Below are 19,179 nucleotides of genomic sequence, written 5' to 3'. Positions count from 1 at the left end.
AGTGCGCCCTCACATCCCGGTGACATTGCACCGCGCAGGCCGCATGTCACAACCGTGGCGCATGGTGCAGGATGACGGGCACGACCAGTTCTTCCTCATCCAGCAGATGGCGGTTCAGGAAACGTTCAAACCCGTCCAACTGCGCCAGCATGCGTGCAGCATTGGCGCGTGTGTCGGCGGACTTGTCCCCAAGGGCGCGCAAATGCGTATTGGCCGCATCGGTCAGTGCGGCCAGCTCGCTGTCCAGCGCGTGGTGATCGGAATCCAGCAATTCGAACCCTTTGACAAGGCGCGGTTCCGCGGCGGACAGGGCGGGAAAATAATGCGCATCCTCGATATGGTGGTGGCCATGCAATTCATTGATCAGGAACCCGCCCAGACGCGCGGTTTGCTGGCCATGCGCGCGCGCATCGCGCCCCTTGTCCAAAAAGGCGCGCGTGTCAGCCTGCCACTGCCCCAACGCCTGCCGGAACATCATGTGGCGCTCCAGCCAGAAACGGGTCAAGCCGTCGAAATTGCGGTGGGTTTGCCACATATCGCGCGGGTATTGCTCCAGCAATATCCGCAAGGCGTCAGGCAGGCCGTCGCGCCGGGTCAAATCAGTTCGGGTCATGCATCCCTCCATTTGGGCTGCAGGCTACCCGTATGACTTATGTGGTCAATCGGGTAGGCTGTGCACCCGTGCAGGCTCGCTGTGCCATCATCGCGCATTGACGCGGACATGGCGGGCGGGGGGCGGGGTTACCCAAGGGGGCATGGCCCCCTTGGGGCGGGTTTGGGCTGCGGCCCATGCGCGCGAAGGGGGCTCGATGCCCCCGCCGCGCGCGCCCCCCTCTCACATATGCGCCGCGTAAATCTGCGCCAGCCGGTCTATAGCGGCCTCCGGTGTCAGTTCCTCGGCCTCGCCCGTGCGGCGGCTGGTCAGTTCCACCACGCCCTTGGCCAACCCGCGCGGCCCGACTGTCAGCCGCCATGGCAGGCCAATCAGGTCCATTGTCGCAAATTTTGCGCCCGCACGTTCCGACCTGTCATCATAAAGCGGCTCCAGCCCGCGTGCGACAAGCGCCTTGTACAGGCTGTCACAGGCCGCATCTGCATCCGCGTCGCCCTGCTTCAGGTTCACAATGGCCGCATGAAATGGCGTCACCCCTTCGGGCCAGATGATGCCGCGCTCATCATGGTTGGCCTCAATAATCGCGCCCAGCAGGCGCGACACGCCAATGCCGTGGCTGCCCATATGCACAGGCGTGCGCGCCCCATCAGGGCCAACAACAGTTGCGCCCATGGCATCGGAATATTTGGTGCCGAAATAGAAGATCTGCCCCACTTCAATGCCGCGCGCACTCCGGCGGCGCGCTTCCGGCACCTGCGCGTCAAACAGTGCGGCGTCATGGGTTTCATCGGTGCGCGCATAGCGGCTGGTGAATTCTTCCAGCACCGCCTGACATGCGGGCACAGAGTCATAATCCACCACCCGATCCCCGAATTTCAGATCGGTGATTTCGCTGTCATAAAACACCTCTGACTCGCCCGTTTCGGCCAGCACAAGGAATTCATGCGTGTAATCGCCGCCAATCGGCCCGCCATCGGCGCGCATCGGGATGGCTTGCAGACCCATGCGCTCATAGCTGCGCAGATAGCTGACAAGATGGCGGTTATAGGCATGCAGCGCCGCATCCTTGTCCAAGTCAAAATTATAGCCATCCTTCATCAGGAATTCGCGCCCGCGCATGACCCCGAAACGCGGACGGATTTCATCGCGGAATTTCCACTGGATATGATACAGCGTCAGCGGCAGGTCCTTGTAGCTGTTCACATGGGCGCGGAAAATATCGGTGATCAGTTCCTCATTGGTCGGGCCATACAACATGTCGCGGCCGTGGCGGTCCTTGATGCGCAGCATCTCTTCGCCGTAATCATCATACCGCCCGCTTTCACGCCACAGATCGGCCGATTGCAGCGTGGGCATCAGCATCGGGATATGGCCTGCGCGGATCTGTTCGTCATGCACAATCTGCTCAATCCGGCGCAGCACCTTGAACCCCAGTGGCAACCAGGAATAGATGCCCGCAGAAGCCTGCTTGATCATGCCCGCGCGCAACATCAGACGGTGGCTGACGATCTGCGCCTCGGACGGGGTTTCTTTCAGGACAGGCAGGAAATAGCGGCTCAGGCGCATCGGGGGCCTCACTGGGGGTTGGGTTTTCCACACGGGTTTAGGCGAGACTGCGCGCGGGGGCAAGGTGGCGTGGGACGCGGCGCTGTTCCAGGACCGCAATTAGTGCTGGTATTTGCGCCACGGCGCAGGGCCGCGCACAGCCTCGTGACTTGATTTATGCATCCGTTTTGCGCCATATCATTTTCAAATATTGAATATGTCCAAAGAGGCCCGACATGACGACATCCCCCCTGACCCGCCGCAGCGTTTTGTCAACAGCGGGCGCCTTCGCGTTTGGCACCTTGGCCATGCCGTCAGTGCTGCGCGCCCAGACCCAACCGGAGTTTGAGGCGGAATCGAATGTTCGCACCGCCCGCCGCAATGTGATGGGCTTTCGCAACCATCATTGGCGCGACCATTTCCAGAACCTGCGCAACGGTGCAATCCTGTGTGACACCTATTCGCGGGCATTGCACTTCTGGTCGGAAGATGAAAGCATCTATCTGGCCCATCCCTGTTCTGTTCCCATGACCGAGGATTTCACCCGCCGCGGCTATACCGAAGTGACGCTGAAGCGGTTTGAACCCACATGGATTCCCACCCCCAACATGCGCGAACGCGATCCTTCTCTGCCTGCCCGCGTCGAAGGGGACGATCCGACCAACCCGTTGGGCACGCGTGCCATGAACCTAAGCTGGCAGTATTACCGCATCCACGGCATCGACAACCCCGCCAAGATCGGGCGTCGGGCGTCAAACGGGTGTTTTGGCATGCTCAACCCGCATGTTGAGAACCTTTTTGAACTGGTCAAGATCGGCACACAGGTCCGTGTGATCTGATCTTGCCTTGGGGCCAGAACGCAAAAGCCCGCCAAACTGGCGGGCTTTTTGTTTTGTATAGGCATACGGGACCGGACTGAGTAGATGACGGCAGAAGGTTGAACGCTGCAGGGGATGGCGGGGGTATGGCCTTTTGCGGACACTGGGAATGCCCCAAGGCGCGGAGCAAAGGCCGCAGGTGGCCCGCGCCATCGGCGGGCCGTCCCGCGGCCTGCCGATGATCTGATGTCGCGCCAAGCGTATAATGTCAGGAATATTCCGCTTGGATAAACTGCACCCCTAAAACGCCGGATCAGCAGACCCCGGCCCGCCGACAGCGCGGGCTATGTCCAAGCGCCAACGTCCCCTTCAGGCCAGCTTCAACCAGCCTTGTATTTCTCTGGTCCGCGCTACCGCCCGCGCGACCGGATCAGCCCCACAATCTCGCGGGTCTGGTCCAGAATGGGTTCTGCGATGGCATGCGCACGATCGGCCCCGTTGCCCAGAATGCGGTCAATCTCGGCCACGTCCTGCATAAGGCGCGCCATTTCGGCATTGATGGGCGACAGCTTGGCCACGGCCAGATCGGCCAATGCAGGTTTGAACACACCAAATCCCTGCCCGCCAAATTGGGCCAGAACCTGCGCAGGGGAAATGTCGTCAAGGGCTGCGTAGATATTGACCAGATTGCGGGCCTCGGCGCGCCCGTCCAGCCCTTCCAGCGTCTCTGGCAGGGGTTCGGGGTCCGTGCGCGCCTTGCGGAATTTCGCGGCAATGGCGTCAGCGTCATCGGTCAGGTTGATGCGCGACTGGTCGGACGGGTCGGATTTCGACATTTTCTTCGTGCCATCACGCAAGGACATCACGCGGGTGGCCGCCCCTTCGATGACCGGTTCAACAATGGGAAAGAAATCAACCCCGTAATCATGGTTGAACTTGATGGCAATGTCGCGGGTCAGTTCCAGATGCTGTTTCTGATCCTCGCCCACAGGAACATGGGTGGCATGATAGGCCATGATGTCAGCCGCCATCAGACTGGGATAGGCGAACAAGCCCACGCTGGCTTCTTCGGCATGCTTGCCGGCCTTGTCCTTGAACTGGGTCATCCGCCGCAACCACCCCATGCGCGCGACACAGTTGAAAATCCAGGCCAGTTCCGCATGCGCGGGCACCTGACTTTGGTTGAACAGCACAGACCGTGCCGGGTCAATACCGGACGCAATGAACCCCGCCGCCAGTTCGCGCGTGGCATGGCGCAGCTTTTCAGGGTCTTGCCAGACCGTCATCGCATGCAGATCGACAATGCAATAGATTGTCTGCGTGCCTTCATTCTGGGCCACGGCAAAGCGTTTGAGCGCGCCCAGATAATTGCCCAGCGTCAACCCGCCCGATGGCTGGATCCCGGAAAATACCCGCTTGGGAAAAACTTTGGCCGGGGCGTCGGACATGTGATGGCTCCATGCTGGAAAAGTGAATGCGCTTGGATTAGCCTTCACCTTCGTGAAGGTCAACCAAGGCGCGCATAATGGATACGGCCCCTGCCCCCACATCAGCCATCGCGCCACTGCCATGGGCGGTATGGCTGCTGGTTCTGGCCATCAGCGCGGTGGAACTGGTGCTATGGGCGGGCGCGCATGGTCTGGTCAACGCGGCAGGCGCTGCAGGGTGGCGCGCGCAAGCGCTGGCGTTTGCGGGCGTGAACCCCGCATTGCAGGACTGGATGATAGACAGCGGGCAGGCCCCCGCGCGCCATATGCTGCGCTACCTTCTGTTCGGGTTTGTGCATATGGGGCCGGTTCAGGCGCTTCTGGTGGTGGTGATAACTGCGGCATTGGGGAAATATTGCGCCGACAGGTTGGGGTCGGGGCGGGTTTTGCTGGTGCTGGCGGTCGCTCAGGCCGCGGGTGGGGCGGCCTTTGGCATGGTGGGCGATGCGGGCGCGTGGCTGATCGGGGGCTATCCGATCATATTCGCGCTGGCCGGGCTCTATGCGGCGCTGGCGTGTGGCATTGCCCCGCACAGGCAAGCGCTTCTGGTGGCGCTGGCGCTGCCATTGGTCTTGTTGCTGGCCCGTCTGGCGCTGGCCGTCATGATGGGCGGAATGGACTGGATCGCCGATATCGTGGCCTGCGTCACTGCATTCGCGTTGGCAAGGGCGCTGCGCCCCGGTTTGCTTATGCGGTTACGACGGCGATGACCGGCGCAAGGACGCGCGGATGTCGCGCAGGTTGAACGCGCCTGTCATCTGGCCAATTGCGAAATAAGCGCCGCTGCCCCCCGCGACCATGGCCAGAAGCGCCACATAACGCAGCCCCGATTGCACCAGAAACGGCGACATCACCAGATGCAACCCGTGCAGCACCCCCCCCATGATCACCGATGCAAGCACAATGCGCCAGATCCGCGCCTTCATCTGCGCATCAAGCTGCGCGGCGCGCCCCATGCTGCGCGACCCGCGCCACAGTTGCCAGACCATCACCCAGGCCGCAACACTTGTCGCCAGCGCCGCTGCAACGAACCCAACAAAGGGCATCAGCCCGATCGCCACAAGTGCGTTCACCACCATCGACACCACTGCGTAACGAAACGGGCGTCTTGTGTCATGGCGCGCATAATACAGGGGCTGCAGCACCTTTTGCAGCACAAAGGCCGGAAGTCCCAGCGCATAGACTGCCAGTGCCAGTGCGGTGGCATCCGTATCTGCGGCTGTCCAGGCCCCGCGCCCGAACAGCACCGAGACAATGGGCGCGGCAATCACCACCAGCGCCACTGCCGAAGGCAAGGTCAGGAACAGCGAAAATTCCAGGCCCCGGTTGAAACTGTGCTGGCCCGCCCCCTCATCGCCCGCGCGCAGACGGCGCGACAGTTCGGGCAACAACACCACCCCTACCGCAATGCCCACAACCCCCAGCGGCAGTTGATACAGCCTGTCCGCCATGAACAGCCATGTGACCGCATTTTCGGTGAAGCTGGCCACCTGCCGCCCCACAATCAGGTTGATCTGCACGACACCACCGGCCAGAACCGCAGGGGCCGCGATAATGGCCAGCCGTTTCAGGTCCGGCGTCAGGCGCGGGCGACGAAACCGCATGGCAAACCCCGCGCGCCGCACCGCAACCCACAAAAGCGCAAGCTGCACCCCCCCCGCGACCGGCACGGACCATGACAGCGTCAGGCCCATATTCCACCCGGCCCGGTCCGCCAGCAGCAGTGCCAGAACAAACACCACATTCAACAGCACCGGTGCTGCCGCCGCCGCCGTGAAGCGCCCCACGGCATTGAGCATTCCCGACAATAACGCCGTCAGCGAGATGAAGAAGATATAGGGAAACGCAATGCGCCCGAACAGCACGGCCATATCGAAGCGTTCATCCTGCGCGAACCCCGCCACCATGCCCCAAATCAGGAAGGGCATCACAATGACAGCAAGGGTTGAAAACACCAACAACACTGCCGCCATGCCCCAAAACGCATCCCGCGCGAAGCTTTCGGCATCTTCGCCCGCTTCGTGCTTCTTGGCGAAAATCGGCACGAAGGCGAAATTGAACGCCCCTTCGGCAAAGAAGCGGCGGAACATATTGGGCAATGAAAAGGCCGCGAAAAACGCATCTGTTACCGGCCCGGCCCCCAGATAGGCCGCAATCATCACATCGCGCAGAAAACCGAACACGCGGCTCAGCAATGTCCACGATCCCACAGTCAGGAACCCTGCCACCAGACGGCTGCGCGCCATCAGCCCGCCGCCCGTTCCGCACCGGCCGCAATTGCCGCGCGCAGCTTGCGTTCCAGCGCTTCCTGACGGGATTTCGTATGCAGCTTCAACCCGAACATGTCCTTGACATAGAAGGTATCAACCACCTGCACCCCGAATGTGGCAATCACCGCGCTGGCAATGGTGATATTGGCATCCGCAAGGGTGCGCGTCAGATCATGCAGCAAGCCGGGGCGGTCGCGGGTATCCACTTCGATGATGGTGTAGATTTCCGACCCTTCATTGTCAAAACTGATATGGGTTGGCACCCGAAAGGCACGGTCACGTTTCTTCACCTTGTCGCGCCCCGCCAGTTCGCGCGCGGCCACCACCTCGCCTGCGAAAGTGCGTTCAATCATCTTGCGCAGGCGCGGCAGGCGGTCGGCCTCATAGGGGTGGCCTTCGGCATCCTGTATCCAGAAGGCCGCTGTGGCGTAGCCATCCTTGGTGGTATAAGTGCGCGCATCCACGATATTGGCCCCCACCAGCGCCAATGCGCCCGCAAAACGCGAAAAAATGCCGGGATGGTCGGACAGCACGAAACACGCGCGCGTGGCATCGCGTTCAGGTTCGGGGTGCAGGTCAATGCTGATCGCATCAGGCTGAATGTCGCGCAGCATATGCGCAAAAACCACATGCGTGGGTGTTGGCAACCCCTGCCAATAGGGGTCGTAATGGCGGCCCACCTCATGGCGCAATTCCGCGCGCGGCCAATCCTCCAGCGCGCTGCGCAAGGCGCGCTTGGCCTCGTCCGAGCGGTTCTCGCGGTTCAGTTCTTCCAGACCATTTTCCAGCGCATTCGCCGTTTCGCGGTAAAGCTGGCGCAGCAACATCGCCTTCCAGTTGTTCCACGTCCCCGGCCCCACCCCGCGAATGTCGCACACTGTCAGCACAGTCAGCAGGTCCAGCCGTTCGCGGGTTTTCACCAGCTTGGCGAAATCGCGCACAGTGCGCGGGTCCGAAATGTCGCGTTTCTGGGCAGTATCGGCCATCAGCAGATGATAGCGCACCAACCATTCCACTGTTTCGCATTCCACCTTTTTCAACCCAAGGCGCGGGGCAACCTTGCGCGCGATCTGCGCACCCAGAACCGAATGGTCGTCTGGCCGGCCCTTGCCGATATCATGCAACAACAAGGCCACATACAAAACCTTGCGGTTCACCCCTTCCTTCAATATGCGGGAGGCAACAGGCAGTTCTTCAATCAATTCACCACGTTCGATCTGCGCAAGCGTGCTGATCACCTGAATGGTGTGTTCGTCCACCGTGTAATGATGATACACATTGAATTGCATCATCGCCACGATGGCCTCAAACTCTGGTAAAAACGCCCCCAGAACGCCCAGTTCATTCATGCGCCGCAGGGCCCGTTCGGGGTTGCCGTGGTTCAGCATCAGGCGCATGAAAATCTTCTGCGCCTCGGGGCTTTCGCGGGTGTCGGTGCCAATCAGGTGCAGATTGGCGGCCAGAAGGCGCATGGCGTTGGGATGCAACAGATGGCCCGTGACCAGCGCTTCTTCAAAAATGCGCAACAGGTTCAGCGGATCGGCCAGAAAATCCTGCGGGTTTTCCACATCCAGCCGGTTTTGCACCACACGCAGACCAAAGCGCATTTTCTTCCGGCGGTTCAGGAAATTGCGCAACAGCGGTTCGCGCTTGACATGGCGCGCTTCCAGTTCGGTCAGGAAAATGCGCGTCAATTCCCCCACGCGGGTGGCGTGGCGGAAATAATCCTGCATGAAATGTTCTACCCCGCGCCGCCCGCCATGGTCCTGATAGCCCATAAGTTCGGCCACCCCCACTTGCAAATCGAAGGTCAGCTGTTCCACTGCGCGCCCCGACAGGTGGTGCATATGGCACCGAACCGCCCAAAGAAAGGTTTCCGCCCCGCGAAACGCATCATATTCTTCCGGACGAAAAAACCCCAGCGCGACCAGTTCCTGCGCCTGGTCCACCTCGTGAATATATTTTGCAATCCAATACAGGGTTTGCAGGTCGCGCAAGCCCCCCTTGCCTTCTTTCACATTGGGTTCCAGCATGTAGCGCATATTGCCGATCTTGGCGTGGCGATCCGCGCGTTCGGCAAGCTTGGCTTCAACAAAATCGGCATGGGTGCGCGCAAAAAGTTCCGTCCACAGACGTGTGCGCAAGGTTTGCGCAAGGGGGGCGTTGCCAAACAGGAAACGGTGTTCAAGAAGGGCTGTGCGGATCGTCACATCCTCCTTGCCCAAGCGCAGGCATTCATCCACAGTGCGGCTGGCATGGCCCACCTTCAGCCGCAAATCCCACAAGATATACAGGGTTGATTCAATGACCTGTTCAACCCAGCCCGTCACCTTCCAGGGCACCAGAAACAGCAGGTCTATATCAGAATGCGGCGCCATTTCCGCGCGACCATAGCCGCCCACGGCCAACACCGCGATCCTCTCCCCCTCGGACGGGTTGAAATTGGGGTGCACCTGTTCCTGGACCAGCCGCAAAACCAGTGTCAGTATCTGGTCGGTCAGCCATGAATTCACCGACACGAAATCGCGCGCATCGCGCGGATGATGCGTGAACATTTGCTGCAATTGCGCGGCACTGTCGCGCAGCGCCGGACGGATTTGGGCGACAATGGCGGACCGGCGCGCGCGCGGATCTGACGCGTCGCACTGCGCGAGCGCGGCATCAATGCGCGCGCCCAGCGCTGCGGTGTCGAGGATTTGCGCCGTCGGAAATTTGCGCAAGCCCTCTGCGGCGGGCAGCGGCGCAACAGTGGTCTGGTCTGGCACTTGCGGCCCCTTGGTGGTTTGTGTGTCGCTCAGAACCCGACCCCGCCAAAGCTGCGCGGCGCGGGGCTGATGATGACCGTGCCCTGCTCGCGCACTTCGGCAATGGCAAGGCCGCGTTCATTCATACCATCGGGCCGCAGGCGGAACACCCCGCTGACCCCGACAAACCCCTGACCCTGTGTCAGCCGCGCCGCGCTTAGCGCATCGGCGCCGCCTTGGCGCAACAAGGCACCGACAGCGGCAATACCATCATAGGCAAGGCTGGCCACGGGATGGGGCGCATCGCCATAGGCGGCGGCATAGCGCGCGTCAAACCGGCTGCTCAATGCCGGGTCTGGCAGCGTGAACCACCCCCCCTGAATGCCGCGCAACTGCAGCGTTGCAGGCGGAATGTCCCACCGCGTCAAGCCCATATACTGGAAATTCTCGCGCGACAGTCCGTTTTGCGGCAACAGTTCTGCCAGCATGGGCAAGGCCCCTTCGGAACCTGCCGTCATCAACACTGTCTGCGCCCCCGAGGACCGCGCCGCAGACGCAATGCGCGGCAGCGCATCAACCACCCCTTGTTGCGAAAACGCATAGGATTGCGTGGCCACAAGGCTGGCGTCACTGCGCGCAGCCGCTGCGCGCACCGCGGCCTCTGCCACCTGACCGGACAGGTTCTGTTCCGAGATCAGCATGACGCGGCCCTTGCCCTGCGCGGCGGCATAGGACATCAGCCGTGTGGCAGTGTTTTCAAATGTCGGGCCAAGCAGGAACACATTTTGCCCTGCCGCAGCGGGATTGTTGGAAAAACTCAGAACATTCACGCCCGACCCGGCCACAGCACGCCCCACCGCCGTTGCCGAATCAGCAAAAAGCGGGCCGATGATGATACCCGCCCCATCAGTGACCGCTTGCCTGGCCACCTGCGCGGCGCGATCAGCATTGCCACCAGTCTGGTACACGCGCAAATCGATCTGCGCCCCCTGAAGGTCTGCAACTGCAAGGCGCGCCGCGTTCTCAAGACTTTGCGCAAGGACCTGTCGCCCCTCATCGCCAGTGCCGCCGGGCACCAATAGCGCAACTGTAACCGGACGGCGCGTGTCAACGCTTGGCCCGCCTGCAAGCGGGCCTGCGGGCATGTCACAGGCGACCAGCACCAACGCCGCAGCCGCTGCCAGAAAGCCGCGCCTTGGGCCAGACCAGCCGGAATTCCCTGAAAGAAGGTTTCGCATCAAAGACCACTCCCCGCTTGCATCGACTTTGCTTGCGCCACACACTAAGCAAGTGCAACCATGAAGTAAACGACCCCAGCCGCTTACAGCGCGGTTATGCCACCCAAGGATGAAATACCTGTTAATGCCCAGCCCCGACCATACCCCGGACGACAACGCGACAACGCCCCCCCTGAACGCGCATGCGGCGCGCCATGCGCGTCCCGTTCCGCCCGGACTGCACCTGATCGCAACGCCCATCGGGGCGGCGCGCGACATCACGCTGCACGCACTGGACCTGCTGGCAGGGGCGGACATGCTGGCCGCAGAAGATACAAGATCGCTGCGCAAGCTTATGGAAATTCATGGGATTCCAGCCAATGGCCGCCCTGTTTTGGCCTATCATGACCATAATGGCGCAGCCATGCGCCCGCGCATCATCGCAGCGCTGGAGGCAGGCAAATCAATCGTCTATGCATCCGAGGCCGGCACCCCGCTGGTGGCCGATCCAGGCTTTCAACTGGCGCGAGAAGTGGTCGCACAGGGCCACGCTCTGCACAGCGCGCCCGGCCCCTCTGCGGTGCTGGCCGCGCTGACGCTGGCAGGACTGCCCAGCGACCGTTTTTGTTTCATGGGCTTCGCACCCGCGCAAGCCAGCGCGCGCCAACAAGTGTTGACCGAAGCGGCAGCCATTCCGGCAACACTGATATTTTATGAATCCCCAAAGCGCATTCATCGATTCTTAAATGAATTATGCGAGGTTATGGGAAAGGACCGACAAGCGGCCTTATGCCGCGAGATGACCAAAAAACATCAGGAGGTGCTGCGCATGACGCTGGGCGAAATGGTGTCAGAACTGGCAGCGCGCACGCTAAAAGGGGAAATCGCGTTGGTGATTGACCGCGGGGCGGCTGTCACGGCATCAGCTGATGATCTGGACGCAGCCCTGACAAAGGCGCTTGGTGAAATGACACTGAAGGAAGCGGTGGCGCGGGTGACTGCGGATCTGGGGCTGCAACGCAGGGTCGTTTATCAGGCGGCACTGGCCAAGGGGAAGGCACAATGACACAGGCAAAACGCAATTACCATGCAGGGCTTGCCGCAGAAGACTGCGTGATGCGCGCGTATCTGGATGCGGGCTACCACTTGCTGGCGCGGCGCTGGCGGGGCCAACGGGGCGAATTGGACCTTGTCATGTCCCGCGATGCGGAAGTTGTCTTCATCGAGGTCAAGAAAAGCCGCAGCTTCGAGGGGGCGGCGGCGCGGATCGGCGCAAGCCAGATTGAACGTCTGTTCATGACAGCTGCACAATATCTTGGAACCTGCGCACAAGGACAACTGACGCCGTCACGGTTTGATGTGGCGGTTGTCAATGCCACGGGACAGGTGGCGCGACTGGAAAACGCGCTGTGCGCATGACGACGGGCGCAAAACGGCGCCACCGGGGCGTGCGGAATGCCGCCCCTGCGGGGCAAGCCACCCGACAATGACGGCGCGCATAAGCGCGGCATCGCTTGCATCACAGCGCGCCTTGGGCCATCTATGGCCCCGAAGGGCCATTGGGGCCGAAGTTGCAACAGGGGGATGGCGTGTCGTTACGCGTGGCTTTTCAAATGGACCCGATCGAGGCGGTCAATATCACGGCTGACAGCACATTCCGCATTGCGCTGGAAGCACAGGCGCGCGGGCATGAACTATTCTACTACACGCCCGACAAGCTGGTTTTCCGCGAAGGGCGCGTTCACGCACTGGCCCACCCCATTACGGTTCAGGCAGTCAGCGGCGCGCATGTGACCAAGGGGGCGGCAGAACTGCTGGATCTGGCAAATGTTGATGTCGTGTGGCTGCGACAAGACCCCCCGTTTGATATGGGCTATATCACGACAACGCATCTGCTCGACATGATCCACCCGTCAACGCTGGTGGTCAATGACCCGTTCTGGGTGCGAAACTACCCCGAAAAACTGCTGGTGCTGCAATTCCCCGACCTGACGCCCCCCACGATGATTGCGCGCGATCTGGCCAGCATCCGCGATTTCAAGGCCGCGCATGGTGATGTCATCCTCAAGCCGCTTTATGGCAACGGGGGGGCCGGGGTGTTCCGGCTGGACCCCAATGACCGCAATCTTGCATCGCTGCATGAATTGTTCACCGGCATCAGCCGGGAACCGCTGATCGTGCAAAAATACCTGCCTGCAGTGGCGAAGGGCGACAAGCGCATCATTTTGGTTGACGGCGCGCCGATCGGGGCCATCAACCGGGTGCCCGCCGATGGGGAAACGCGGTCCAACATGCATGTGGGCGGACGCCCGGAAAAAGTGGCGCTGACACAGCGTGACCACGAAATCTGTGCGGCCATTGGCCCGCTGCTGCGCGAAAAGGGACAGATTTTCGTGGGCATTGACGTGATCGGCGATTACCTGACTGAAATCAACGTCACCTCGCCCACTGGCCTGCAGGAACTGGAACGGTTTGACGGCACGAACGGGGCCGAACTGATCTGGCTGGCCATTGAGGGCAAACGCGCCCCATGAGCTGGCAGCTCAAGGCGCTGCGTGTCTTCCTGCGCCATGCCGCGCGCCGGTCACTGGCGCGCCAGCCCGACAGCATTGCCGCGCGGCGCTGGTTTGAACGTGGCGCGTGGCTGAATGCCCGCGGGCGGCCCTGGACGGGCTTTGTGCCCGACCAGTTGGGGCAAGTGCCCGCGCTATGGAGCGCGCGGCCCGCAACCACCGACCCTGTGGTGCTGTATTTCCACGGGGGCGGCTATGTCATGGGCAGCCCGCGCACCCATGCGGCGCTCGCGGCTTTTCTGACGCGCAAGACAGGGTATGAAACCTGCCTGCCCGACTACCGTCTGGCCCCCGAACACCCGTTTCCAGCGGCCTTTGACGATGCGCTGGCGGTGTGGCAGGCCCTTGTTGCGCGCGGCCACGACCCGGCGCGCATTGTGCTGGGCGGCGATTCTGCGGGGGGCGGGCTGGCGCTGGCGCTGCTGGCCCATCTGTGCAGCACCCGCGCGCCACGTCCGGCCTGCGTGTTTGCGTTTTCACCCTTCACGGACCTGACATTGTCGGGCGTGTCCATCCGCACCAATGCCGCCAGCGAGATATTGTTGCCGGTGCAGCGGCTGGAACAGCTGCGCCAGCGGGTCCTGCAAGGGGCCGAGGCATCCGACCCGCGCATCTCGCCGCTGTTTGGGTCCTTCACAAAGGCGCCGCCTGTGTTGATTCAGGTGGCACGGCGCGAAATCCTGCGCGATGACAGCCTGCGCATGGCCACGCATCTGCGCAGCTTCGGGGGCACTGTCACTGTGCAGGAATGGGGCAATCTGCCCCATGTGTGGCAGTATTTCCATGGCTGGTTGCCCGAGGCGCGCAAGGCCCTGCGCGATTGTGCGGACTTCATACACCAACAACTTCCGCCGCGCCCATCACACGATAGCTGATCGCCTCGGCCATGTGGGGCGCGCGCACAGTGTCGGCCCCCTCAAGGTCGGCAATGGTGCGCGCCACGCGCAACAGCCGGTGATAGGCGCGCGCCGTCAACCCGAAACGGTCCGCAGCATGCCGCAGCAAGGCGCGGCCTTCCGTGTCAGGGCGCGCCATCTCTTCCAGAAGCGTGCCTTCCATATCCGCATTCACGCGCATCCCGTCATAGGCGGCAAAACGCGCGGCCTGCCGTGCCCGCGCCTGTGCAACGCGCGCTGCAACGATGGCCGAACTGTCGCCGGACGGCGGCAGGTCCAAATCGCTATAGGACACAGGCGGCACTTCAACGCGCAGGTCGAACCGGTCCATCAGCGGGCCTGAAATGCGGCCCATATAGTCGTCACCGCAGCCGGGCGCGCGCGCGCAGGCCCGCGCAGGTTCGGACATATACCCGCATTTGCAGGGGTTGGCCGCTGCCACCAGAAGAAACCGGCAGGGATAGCGGATATGCGCATTCGCGCGTGCCACCACCACTTCGCCGGTTTCAATGGGTTGGCGCAGGGTTTCCAGAACCATACGCGGGAATTCCGGCAATTCGTCCAGAAACAACACCCCGTTATGGGCCAGTGATATTTCGCCCGGTTTCGCCCCTTTGCCCCCGCCGACAATGGCAGCGACTGACGCCGTATGATGGGGTTCACGAAACGGGCGCGTGCGCGAAATGCCGCCCTGTTCCAACAACCCCGCAATGGACTGGATCATTGATGTCTCCAGCGCCTCAGCCGGGGAAAGGGGCGGCAGGATACCGGGCAGACGGGCGGCCAACATGGACTTGCCCGACCCCGGTGTGCCCACCATAAGCATATGGTGCCGCCCCGCGGCTGCAATTTCCAGCGCACGCTTGGCGCGTTCCTGCCCTTTCACATCGAACAGGTCGCGCTGTCCGTGATCGCGCACAACCTCGCCGGGTTTGGCGGGCGTCAGGGGGGCTTGTCCTGAGAAATGGCGGATAACCTGCGCCAGCGTTGCGGGGGCAAATACGCGCGTTGCATCAACCCATGCGGCTTCCGGGCCACAGGCGGCGGGGCAAAACAGGGTATGGCCCCCTTCGGCTGCGGCCATCGCGGCAGGCAAGGCCCCCAGAACCGCAACCAAGGCCCCGTCAAGCGACAATTCCCCAAGCGCCACAGTGTCGGCCACATCCTCGCGCGGGATGATGTCCAGCGCGGCCAACAGGGCCATGGCGATGGGCAGGTCGAAATGCGACCCTTCCTTGGGCAGGTCCGCAGGCGACAGGTTGATGGTAATCCGCTTAGACGGCAGGGCAACCGACAAGGCCGACAGCGCCGCGCGCACCCTTTCGCGGGCTTCCGATACGGCCTTGTCGGGCAGGCCCACAATCTGGAACGATGGCAACCCCGGCGAGACGGCGCATTGCACCTCGACCAGACGGGCCTCGATCCCTTCAAACGCAACTGTAAATGCCCGTGCCACCATCGCTACACCCGACGCCACCCGAATTCATGGTTAACGTTTAGGTGTTTAGGATTGGTTAACGCTGATCATCACGCATTCGTGACTAAAGAAGTGAACCAGATGTAGCTTCGCAACGTAAGACAAGCATAGATCAGAACCAACAGGGGGTAGACATGGCGCTGGACTATTCAGATGATCGCACAATGTCCCGTCAGGCCATGAAGGCCGAACTTCTGGACGCTGAGACCGAATTGCAACTGGCCTATGCCTGGCGCGACCACCGCGACGAAGCGGCCCTGCACCGCCTTATCACGGCCTATATGCGGCTGGCCATTTCTATGGCCGCGCGGTTCCGCCGCTATGGCGCACCGATGAATGACCTTATTCAGGAAGCGGGCCTTGGCCTGATGAAGGCGGCCGACAAGTTCGACCCTGACCGCGGCGTGCGCTTTTCAACTTATGCCGTGTGGTGGATCAAGGCCAGCATTCAGGATTATGTGATGCGCAACTGGTCCATGGTGCGCACCGGGTCCACATCCAGTCAGAAATCACTGTTTTTCAACCTGCGCCGGGTGCAGGCCAAATTTGAACGCGAAGCCCAGTCGCGCGGCGAGCAGCTGGACCCGCACCAGTTGCGCGAACTGATCTCTCGGGAAGTGGGGGTGCCGTTGCATGATGTAGAAATGATGGAAGGGCGGCTTTCGGGGTCGGACTATTCGCTGAACGCCACCCAATCCAGCGATGAAGACGGGCGCGAATGGATTGATGTTCTGGAAGATGACAGCGAACAGGCCAGCATCGGGGTCGAGCTTGCGCATGACACGGCGCAATTGCGTGAATGGCTGCTGGCCGCCATGCAAACGCTGACCGAACGCGAAAGGTTCATTTTGCGCGAACGCAAACTGCGCCCTGATCCGCGCACGCTTGAATCGCTGGGGCAGGAAATGGGCCTGTCCAAGGAACGCATCCGCCAGCTTGAATCGGCCGCGTTCAAGAAAATGCGCAAAGCCCTTGAAACCCAGTCGCGCGAAGTGCTTCACTTCCTGACATGAAAAGGTACATCCTTGCGGCAGGTCTTGTGGTTGCGCCAGTCATGGCGCAGCCCTCCGCGCTTGAAAACCTGCGCGACCTGCCACGGGCCGATATCGTGTTCCTGGGCGAGGTGCATGACAACCCGCTGCACCACCAAAACCAGTCCGACGGAATAACGGCTATTCGCCCCGCCGCACTGGTGTTCGAAATGCTCACCGAAGCGCAGGCCGCACGGGTGACACCGGATTTGCGCAAGGATCAGACAGCCCTTCAGGCGGCTTTGGACTGGGACACTTCCGGGTGGCCAGATTTTGCCATGTATTACCCGTTATTTACCGCCGCCCCGCAGGCCGCAATTTTCGGCGCTGGTCTGCCGCGCGATGCCGCGCGCGCCGCGATGGGGCAACCGCTGCTTCAGGTCTTTGGCGGGGATGGCGCGCGTTTTGGGTTGGACAGGCCCCTGCCCGATGACCAGCAGACCACGCGCGAAGCGTTGCAGGCGCGTGCGCATTGCGACGCCCTGCCCGACAGCTTGCTGCCCGCGATGGTGGACATACAACGCCTGCGCGATGCCATGCTGGCCGCAGCGGCGCTTGACGCATACCGCGCAACCGGCGGCCCTGTGGTGGTCATTGCGGGCACCGGCCATACCCGCACGGATTGGGGCGCGCCCGCGCTTCTTGCACGGGCCGAACCGGCGCTGGACATTCTGGCGGTCGGCCAGTTCGAAACTGCAACGCACGCCCCGCCCCATGATGTCCATATCGTCACCGCCCCACACCCCCGCCCCGACCCTTGCGCCGCGTTTCAGTAGCAAGGGGCTTTTGCTTCCGGGAACAACCGCGTAGGACTGGTGCAAATGCACCGGTATCGCAAGGCGGAGGCGAAAATGCTGGCGGGTAAACATGTGACCCTGATTATTGGCGGCGGGATTGCCGCTTACAAATCGCTGGACCTTATCCGCAAGCTGCGCCGCGCAGGCGCGCATGTCACGCCGGTTCTGACACGGGCAGGCGCGGAATTTGTCACGCCCCTGTCCGTTGCGGCGCTTGCAGGGGAACGGGTGTATCAGGACCTGTTCGACCTGAAGGATGAAACTGAAATGGGGCATATCCAGCTGTCGCGCGCCGCTGATCTGCTGGTCGTGGCCCCGGCCACTGCTGATATGATGGCCAAAATGGCGGGCGGTCATGCCGATGATCTGGCCACAACGCTGTTGCTGGCGACTGACAAGCCGGTTCTGATTGCGCCTGCGATGAATCTGCGCATGTGGGACCATGCGGCAACCCGGCGCAATCTGGCGCAATTGCGCGCCGACGGGGTGGGCGTTGTGGGGCCGGACAGCGGCGATATGGCCTGTGGCGAATTCGGGCCGGGGCGCATGGCCGAACCGGGTGCCATTATGGACGCCATCGCGGCCGGATTTGCGCCCAAACCCTTGGCGGGAAAACGCGTGCTGGTCACATCAGGTCCCACGCATGAACCCATTGACCCTGTGCGCTACATCGCCAACCGGTCTTCGGGGGCGCAAGGCACGGCCATCGCCGCCGCCCTGCGCGATCTGGGGGCGGATGTGGTGTTTGTCACCGGCCCGGCCAGCGTGCCGCCCCCCCCCGGCGTTCAGGTGGTCGCGGTAGAATCGGCGCGCGAAATGCTGCAGGCGGTCCAGACGGCCTTGCCTGTGGATGCCGCGGTCATGGCAGCAGCAGTGGCAGATTGGCGGGCGGAAAACACCTTCATGCAAAAGATGAAGAAAACCGCACAAGGCACGCCAGAAATTAGGTTTTCTGAAAATCCCGACATTCTGAAAACCGTGTCATTCCATGACCTGCGCCCGAATCTGGTTGTTGGATTCGCCGCCGAAACCGAAAACGTGGTGGCCAATGCCACCACCAAACGCGCGCGCAAGGGCTGCGACTGGATTGTGGCCAATGACGTGTCGCCCGGCACGGGTATCATGGGGGGCGCGGAAAATTCGGTGCATCTGGTGACTGCGCACGGGGTCGAGGACTGGCCCCGCATGCCCAAAACCGACGTCGCGCGCCAACTGGCAGACCGCATTGCAAAGGCCCTGACATGACCCTGACCCTGAGTTTCCGGCACCTGCCCGACAGCGACACCACCATAGCCCTGCCCGAATATGCCACAGCCGGGGCGGCGGGGGCGGATATCCGCGCCAATTTCCCCCCATCGCTGCGTGCTGCAGGGGTGACGCTGAAGCCCATGGCGCGCGCACTGGTTCCCACGGGGCTGGCCTGTGCGGTGCCAACGGGCTTTGAATTGCAAATTCGCGCGCGGTCGGGGCTGGCGCTGAAGCATGGGCTGGCGCTGGTCAATGCGCCGGGAACGATAGACAGCGACTATCGCGGGCCCATCGGGGTGATCATGATCAATCTGGGGTCAGAGGCATTCACAATCGAACATGGTATGCGCATTGCCCAGATCGTCATTGCGCCGGTGGTGCAGGCGCGCATTGCCTTGACAGACCAACTGGATGCCACAGATCGCGCAGAAGGCGGGTTCGGATCAACAGGGACCGCGTAAAA

Annotated in this window: 17 protein-coding genes; 10 read left to right on the top strand and 7 right to left on the bottom strand. The window is 62.0% G+C overall.

The genetic code is table 11. The annotated features are described in order from the left end of the window. Positions 1 to 46 precede the first annotated feature (46 nt). Both ACTZWY_RS06730 and proS read right to left on the bottom strand, forming a co-directional pair. Positions 47 to 613: a hemerythrin domain-containing protein gene (locus ACTZWY_RS06730; protein WP_444789930.1), complete on the bottom strand. Its 567-nt coding sequence runs from the start codon at positions 611 to 613 to the stop codon at positions 47 to 49. Between the two features lie 222 nt (positions 614 to 835). After that, positions 836 to 2,179 carry a proline--tRNA ligase gene (gene proS / locus ACTZWY_RS06725; protein WP_444789929.1) on the bottom strand — a complete coding sequence of 448 codons (1,344 nt, stop codon included), beginning with the start codon at positions 2,177 to 2,179 and terminating at the stop codon, positions 836 to 838. 215 nt (positions 2,180 to 2,394) lie between these two features. On the opposite strand from proS, the gene ACTZWY_RS06720 reads away from it, so the two are divergent. Then, entirely contained in the window at positions 2,395 to 2,997 is a 603-nt protein-coding gene (locus ACTZWY_RS06720; protein WP_444789928.1) for a L,D-transpeptidase, read from the top strand. A 389-nt stretch (positions 2,998 to 3,386) separates the two neighbouring features. On the opposite strand, the gene trpS is transcribed toward ACTZWY_RS06720, so the two are convergent. Continuing rightward, positions 3,387 to 4,424, bottom strand: a complete 1,038-nt coding sequence (gene trpS, locus ACTZWY_RS06715; protein ID WP_444789927.1) for a tryptophan--tRNA ligase — start codon at positions 4,422 to 4,424, stop codon at positions 3,387 to 3,389. Positions 4,425 to 4,501: 77 nt separating this feature from the next. Between trpS and ACTZWY_RS06710 the strand changes: the two genes are divergently transcribed. Then, a complete protein-coding gene (locus ACTZWY_RS06710; RefSeq protein WP_444789926.1) occupies positions 4,502 to 5,173 on the top strand; it encodes a rhomboid family intramembrane serine protease in 672 nt (223 codons plus the stop codon). On the opposite strand, the gene murJ is transcribed toward ACTZWY_RS06710, so the two are convergent. The 3 genes from murJ to ACTZWY_RS06695 are packed head-to-tail and all read right to left on the bottom strand — an operon-like array spanning position 5,159 to position 10,715. Continuing rightward, complete coding sequence (gene murJ, locus ACTZWY_RS06705; protein WP_444789925.1) at positions 5,159 to 6,709, bottom strand: murein biosynthesis integral membrane protein MurJ; 1,551 nt, start codon at positions 6,707 to 6,709, stop codon at positions 5,159 to 5,161. The genes ACTZWY_RS06710 and murJ overlap by 15 nt on opposite strands. Beyond that, a complete protein-coding gene (locus ACTZWY_RS06700; protein ID WP_444789924.1) occupies positions 6,709 to 9,498 on the bottom strand; it encodes a [protein-PII] uridylyltransferase in 2,790 nt (929 codons plus the stop codon). Before ACTZWY_RS06700 ends, murJ begins: the two co-directional genes overlap by 1 nt. 29 nt (positions 9,499 to 9,527) lie before the next feature. Continuing rightward, positions 9,528 to 10,715, bottom strand: a complete 1,188-nt coding sequence (locus tag ACTZWY_RS06695; RefSeq protein ID WP_444789923.1) for a penicillin-binding protein activator — start codon at positions 10,713 to 10,715, stop codon at positions 9,528 to 9,530. 109 nt (positions 10,716 to 10,824) lie between these two features. Between ACTZWY_RS06695 and rsmI the strand changes: the two genes are divergently transcribed. From rsmI to ACTZWY_RS06675, 4 genes are all read left to right on the top strand, one after another. After that, the gene (gene rsmI, locus ACTZWY_RS06690) at positions 10,825 to 11,760 is read left to right on the top strand and encodes a 16S rRNA (cytidine(1402)-2'-O)-methyltransferase (protein ID WP_444789922.1); all 936 of its coding nucleotides are present in this window, start codon (positions 10,825 to 10,827) and stop codon (positions 11,758 to 11,760) included. Further along, positions 11,757 to 12,113, top strand: a complete 357-nt coding sequence (locus ACTZWY_RS06685; RefSeq protein WP_444789921.1) for a YraN family protein — start codon at positions 11,757 to 11,759, stop codon at positions 12,111 to 12,113. Before rsmI ends, ACTZWY_RS06685 begins: the two co-directional genes overlap by 4 nt. Positions 12,114 to 12,283: 170 nt before the next feature. After that, a complete protein-coding gene (gshB, locus tag ACTZWY_RS06680) occupies positions 12,284 to 13,228 on the top strand; it encodes a glutathione synthase (protein WP_444789920.1) in 945 nt (314 codons plus the stop codon). Continuing rightward, positions 13,225 to 14,142 (top strand): alpha/beta hydrolase, encoded by a 918-nt coding sequence (locus ACTZWY_RS06675; RefSeq protein WP_444789919.1) that lies wholly within the window; start codon positions 13,225 to 13,227, stop codon positions 14,140 to 14,142. The genes gshB and ACTZWY_RS06675 overlap by 4 nt, the downstream gene beginning before the upstream one ends. On the opposite strand, the gene ACTZWY_RS06670 is transcribed toward ACTZWY_RS06675, so the two are convergent. Further along, positions 14,099 to 15,622, bottom strand: a complete 1,524-nt coding sequence (locus ACTZWY_RS06670) for a YifB family Mg chelatase-like AAA ATPase (RefSeq protein ID WP_444789918.1) — start codon at positions 15,620 to 15,622, stop codon at positions 14,099 to 14,101. The genes ACTZWY_RS06675 and ACTZWY_RS06670 overlap by 44 nt on opposite strands. 152 nt (positions 15,623 to 15,774) lie before the next feature. Here ACTZWY_RS06670 and ACTZWY_RS06665 point away from each other — a divergent pair, with 152 nt between their 5' ends. From ACTZWY_RS06665 to dut, 4 genes are all read left to right on the top strand, one after another. Further along, entirely contained in the window at positions 15,775 to 16,653 is an 879-nt protein-coding gene (locus ACTZWY_RS06665) for an RNA polymerase factor sigma-32 (RefSeq protein WP_444789917.1), read from the top strand. Continuing rightward, positions 16,650 to 17,447, top strand: coding sequence for a ChaN family lipoprotein (locus ACTZWY_RS06660; protein WP_444789916.1), 798 nt, complete (start codon positions 16,650 to 16,652; stop codon positions 17,445 to 17,447). Before ACTZWY_RS06665 ends, ACTZWY_RS06660 begins: the two co-directional genes overlap by 4 nt. Before the next feature lie 75 nt (positions 17,448 to 17,522). Further along, positions 17,523 to 18,713, top strand: a complete 1,191-nt coding sequence (gene coaBC, locus ACTZWY_RS06655; protein ID WP_444789915.1) for a bifunctional phosphopantothenoylcysteine decarboxylase/phosphopantothenate--cysteine ligase CoaBC — start codon at positions 17,523 to 17,525, stop codon at positions 18,711 to 18,713. After that, a complete protein-coding gene (gene dut, locus ACTZWY_RS06650; RefSeq protein WP_444789914.1) occupies positions 18,710 to 19,177 on the top strand; it encodes a dUTP diphosphatase in 468 nt (155 codons plus the stop codon). The genes coaBC and dut overlap by 4 nt, the downstream gene beginning before the upstream one ends. The last annotated feature ends 2 nt before the right edge of the window (positions 19,178 to 19,179 follow it).

The organism is Roseinatronobacter sp. NSM (assembly GCF_052379845.1).
Taxonomy (GTDB): domain Bacteria; phylum Pseudomonadota; class Alphaproteobacteria; order Rhodobacterales; family Rhodobacteraceae; genus Roseinatronobacter.
The sequence above is the reverse complement of the archived record's forward strand: the minus strand, read 5'-3'. Positions and strand labels throughout refer to the sequence as shown.

Bases quoted from the DNA above. Each gene is read 5' to 3' on its own strand.
- ACTZWY_RS06730 (WP_444789930.1), bottom strand. From the start codon at position 613: ATGACCCGAACTGATTTGACCCGGCGCGACGGCCTGCCTGACGCCTTG.
- proS (WP_444789929.1), bottom strand. From the start codon at position 2,179: ATGCGCCTGAGCCGCTATTTCCTGCCTGTCCTGAAAGAAACCCCGTCC.
- ACTZWY_RS06720 (WP_444789928.1), top strand. From the start codon at position 2,395: ATGACGACATCCCCCCTGACCCGCCGCAGCGTTTTGTCAACAGCGGGC.
- trpS (WP_444789927.1), bottom strand. From the start codon at position 4,424: ATGTCCGACGCCCCGGCCAAAGTTTTTCCCAAGCGGGTATTTTCCGGG.
- ACTZWY_RS06710 (WP_444789926.1), top strand. From the start codon at position 4,502: ATGGATACGGCCCCTGCCCCCACATCAGCCATCGCGCCACTGCCATGG.
- murJ (WP_444789925.1), bottom strand. From the start codon at position 6,709: ATGGCGCGCAGCCGTCTGGTGGCAGGGTTCCTGACTGTGGGATCGTGG.
- ACTZWY_RS06695 (WP_444789923.1), bottom strand. From the start codon at position 10,715: ATGCGAAACCTTCTTTCAGGGAATTCCGGCTGGTCTGGCCCAAGGCGC.
- rsmI (WP_444789922.1), top strand. From the start codon at position 10,825: ATGAAATACCTGTTAATGCCCAGCCCCGACCATACCCCGGACGACAAC.
- ACTZWY_RS06685 (WP_444789921.1), top strand. From the start codon at position 11,757: ATGACACAGGCAAAACGCAATTACCATGCAGGGCTTGCCGCAGAAGAC.
- ACTZWY_RS06675 (WP_444789919.1), top strand. From the start codon at position 13,225: ATGAGCTGGCAGCTCAAGGCGCTGCGTGTCTTCCTGCGCCATGCCGCG.
- ACTZWY_RS06670 (WP_444789918.1), bottom strand. From the start codon at position 15,622: ATGGTGGCACGGGCATTTACAGTTGCGTTTGAAGGGATCGAGGCCCGT.
- ACTZWY_RS06665 (WP_444789917.1), top strand. From the start codon at position 15,775: ATGGCGCTGGACTATTCAGATGATCGCACAATGTCCCGTCAGGCCATG.
- ACTZWY_RS06660 (WP_444789916.1), top strand. From the start codon at position 16,650: ATGAAAAGGTACATCCTTGCGGCAGGTCTTGTGGTTGCGCCAGTCATG.
- coaBC (WP_444789915.1), top strand. From the start codon at position 17,523: ATGCTGGCGGGTAAACATGTGACCCTGATTATTGGCGGCGGGATTGCC.
- dut (WP_444789914.1), top strand. From the start codon at position 18,710: ATGACCCTGACCCTGAGTTTCCGGCACCTGCCCGACAGCGACACCACC.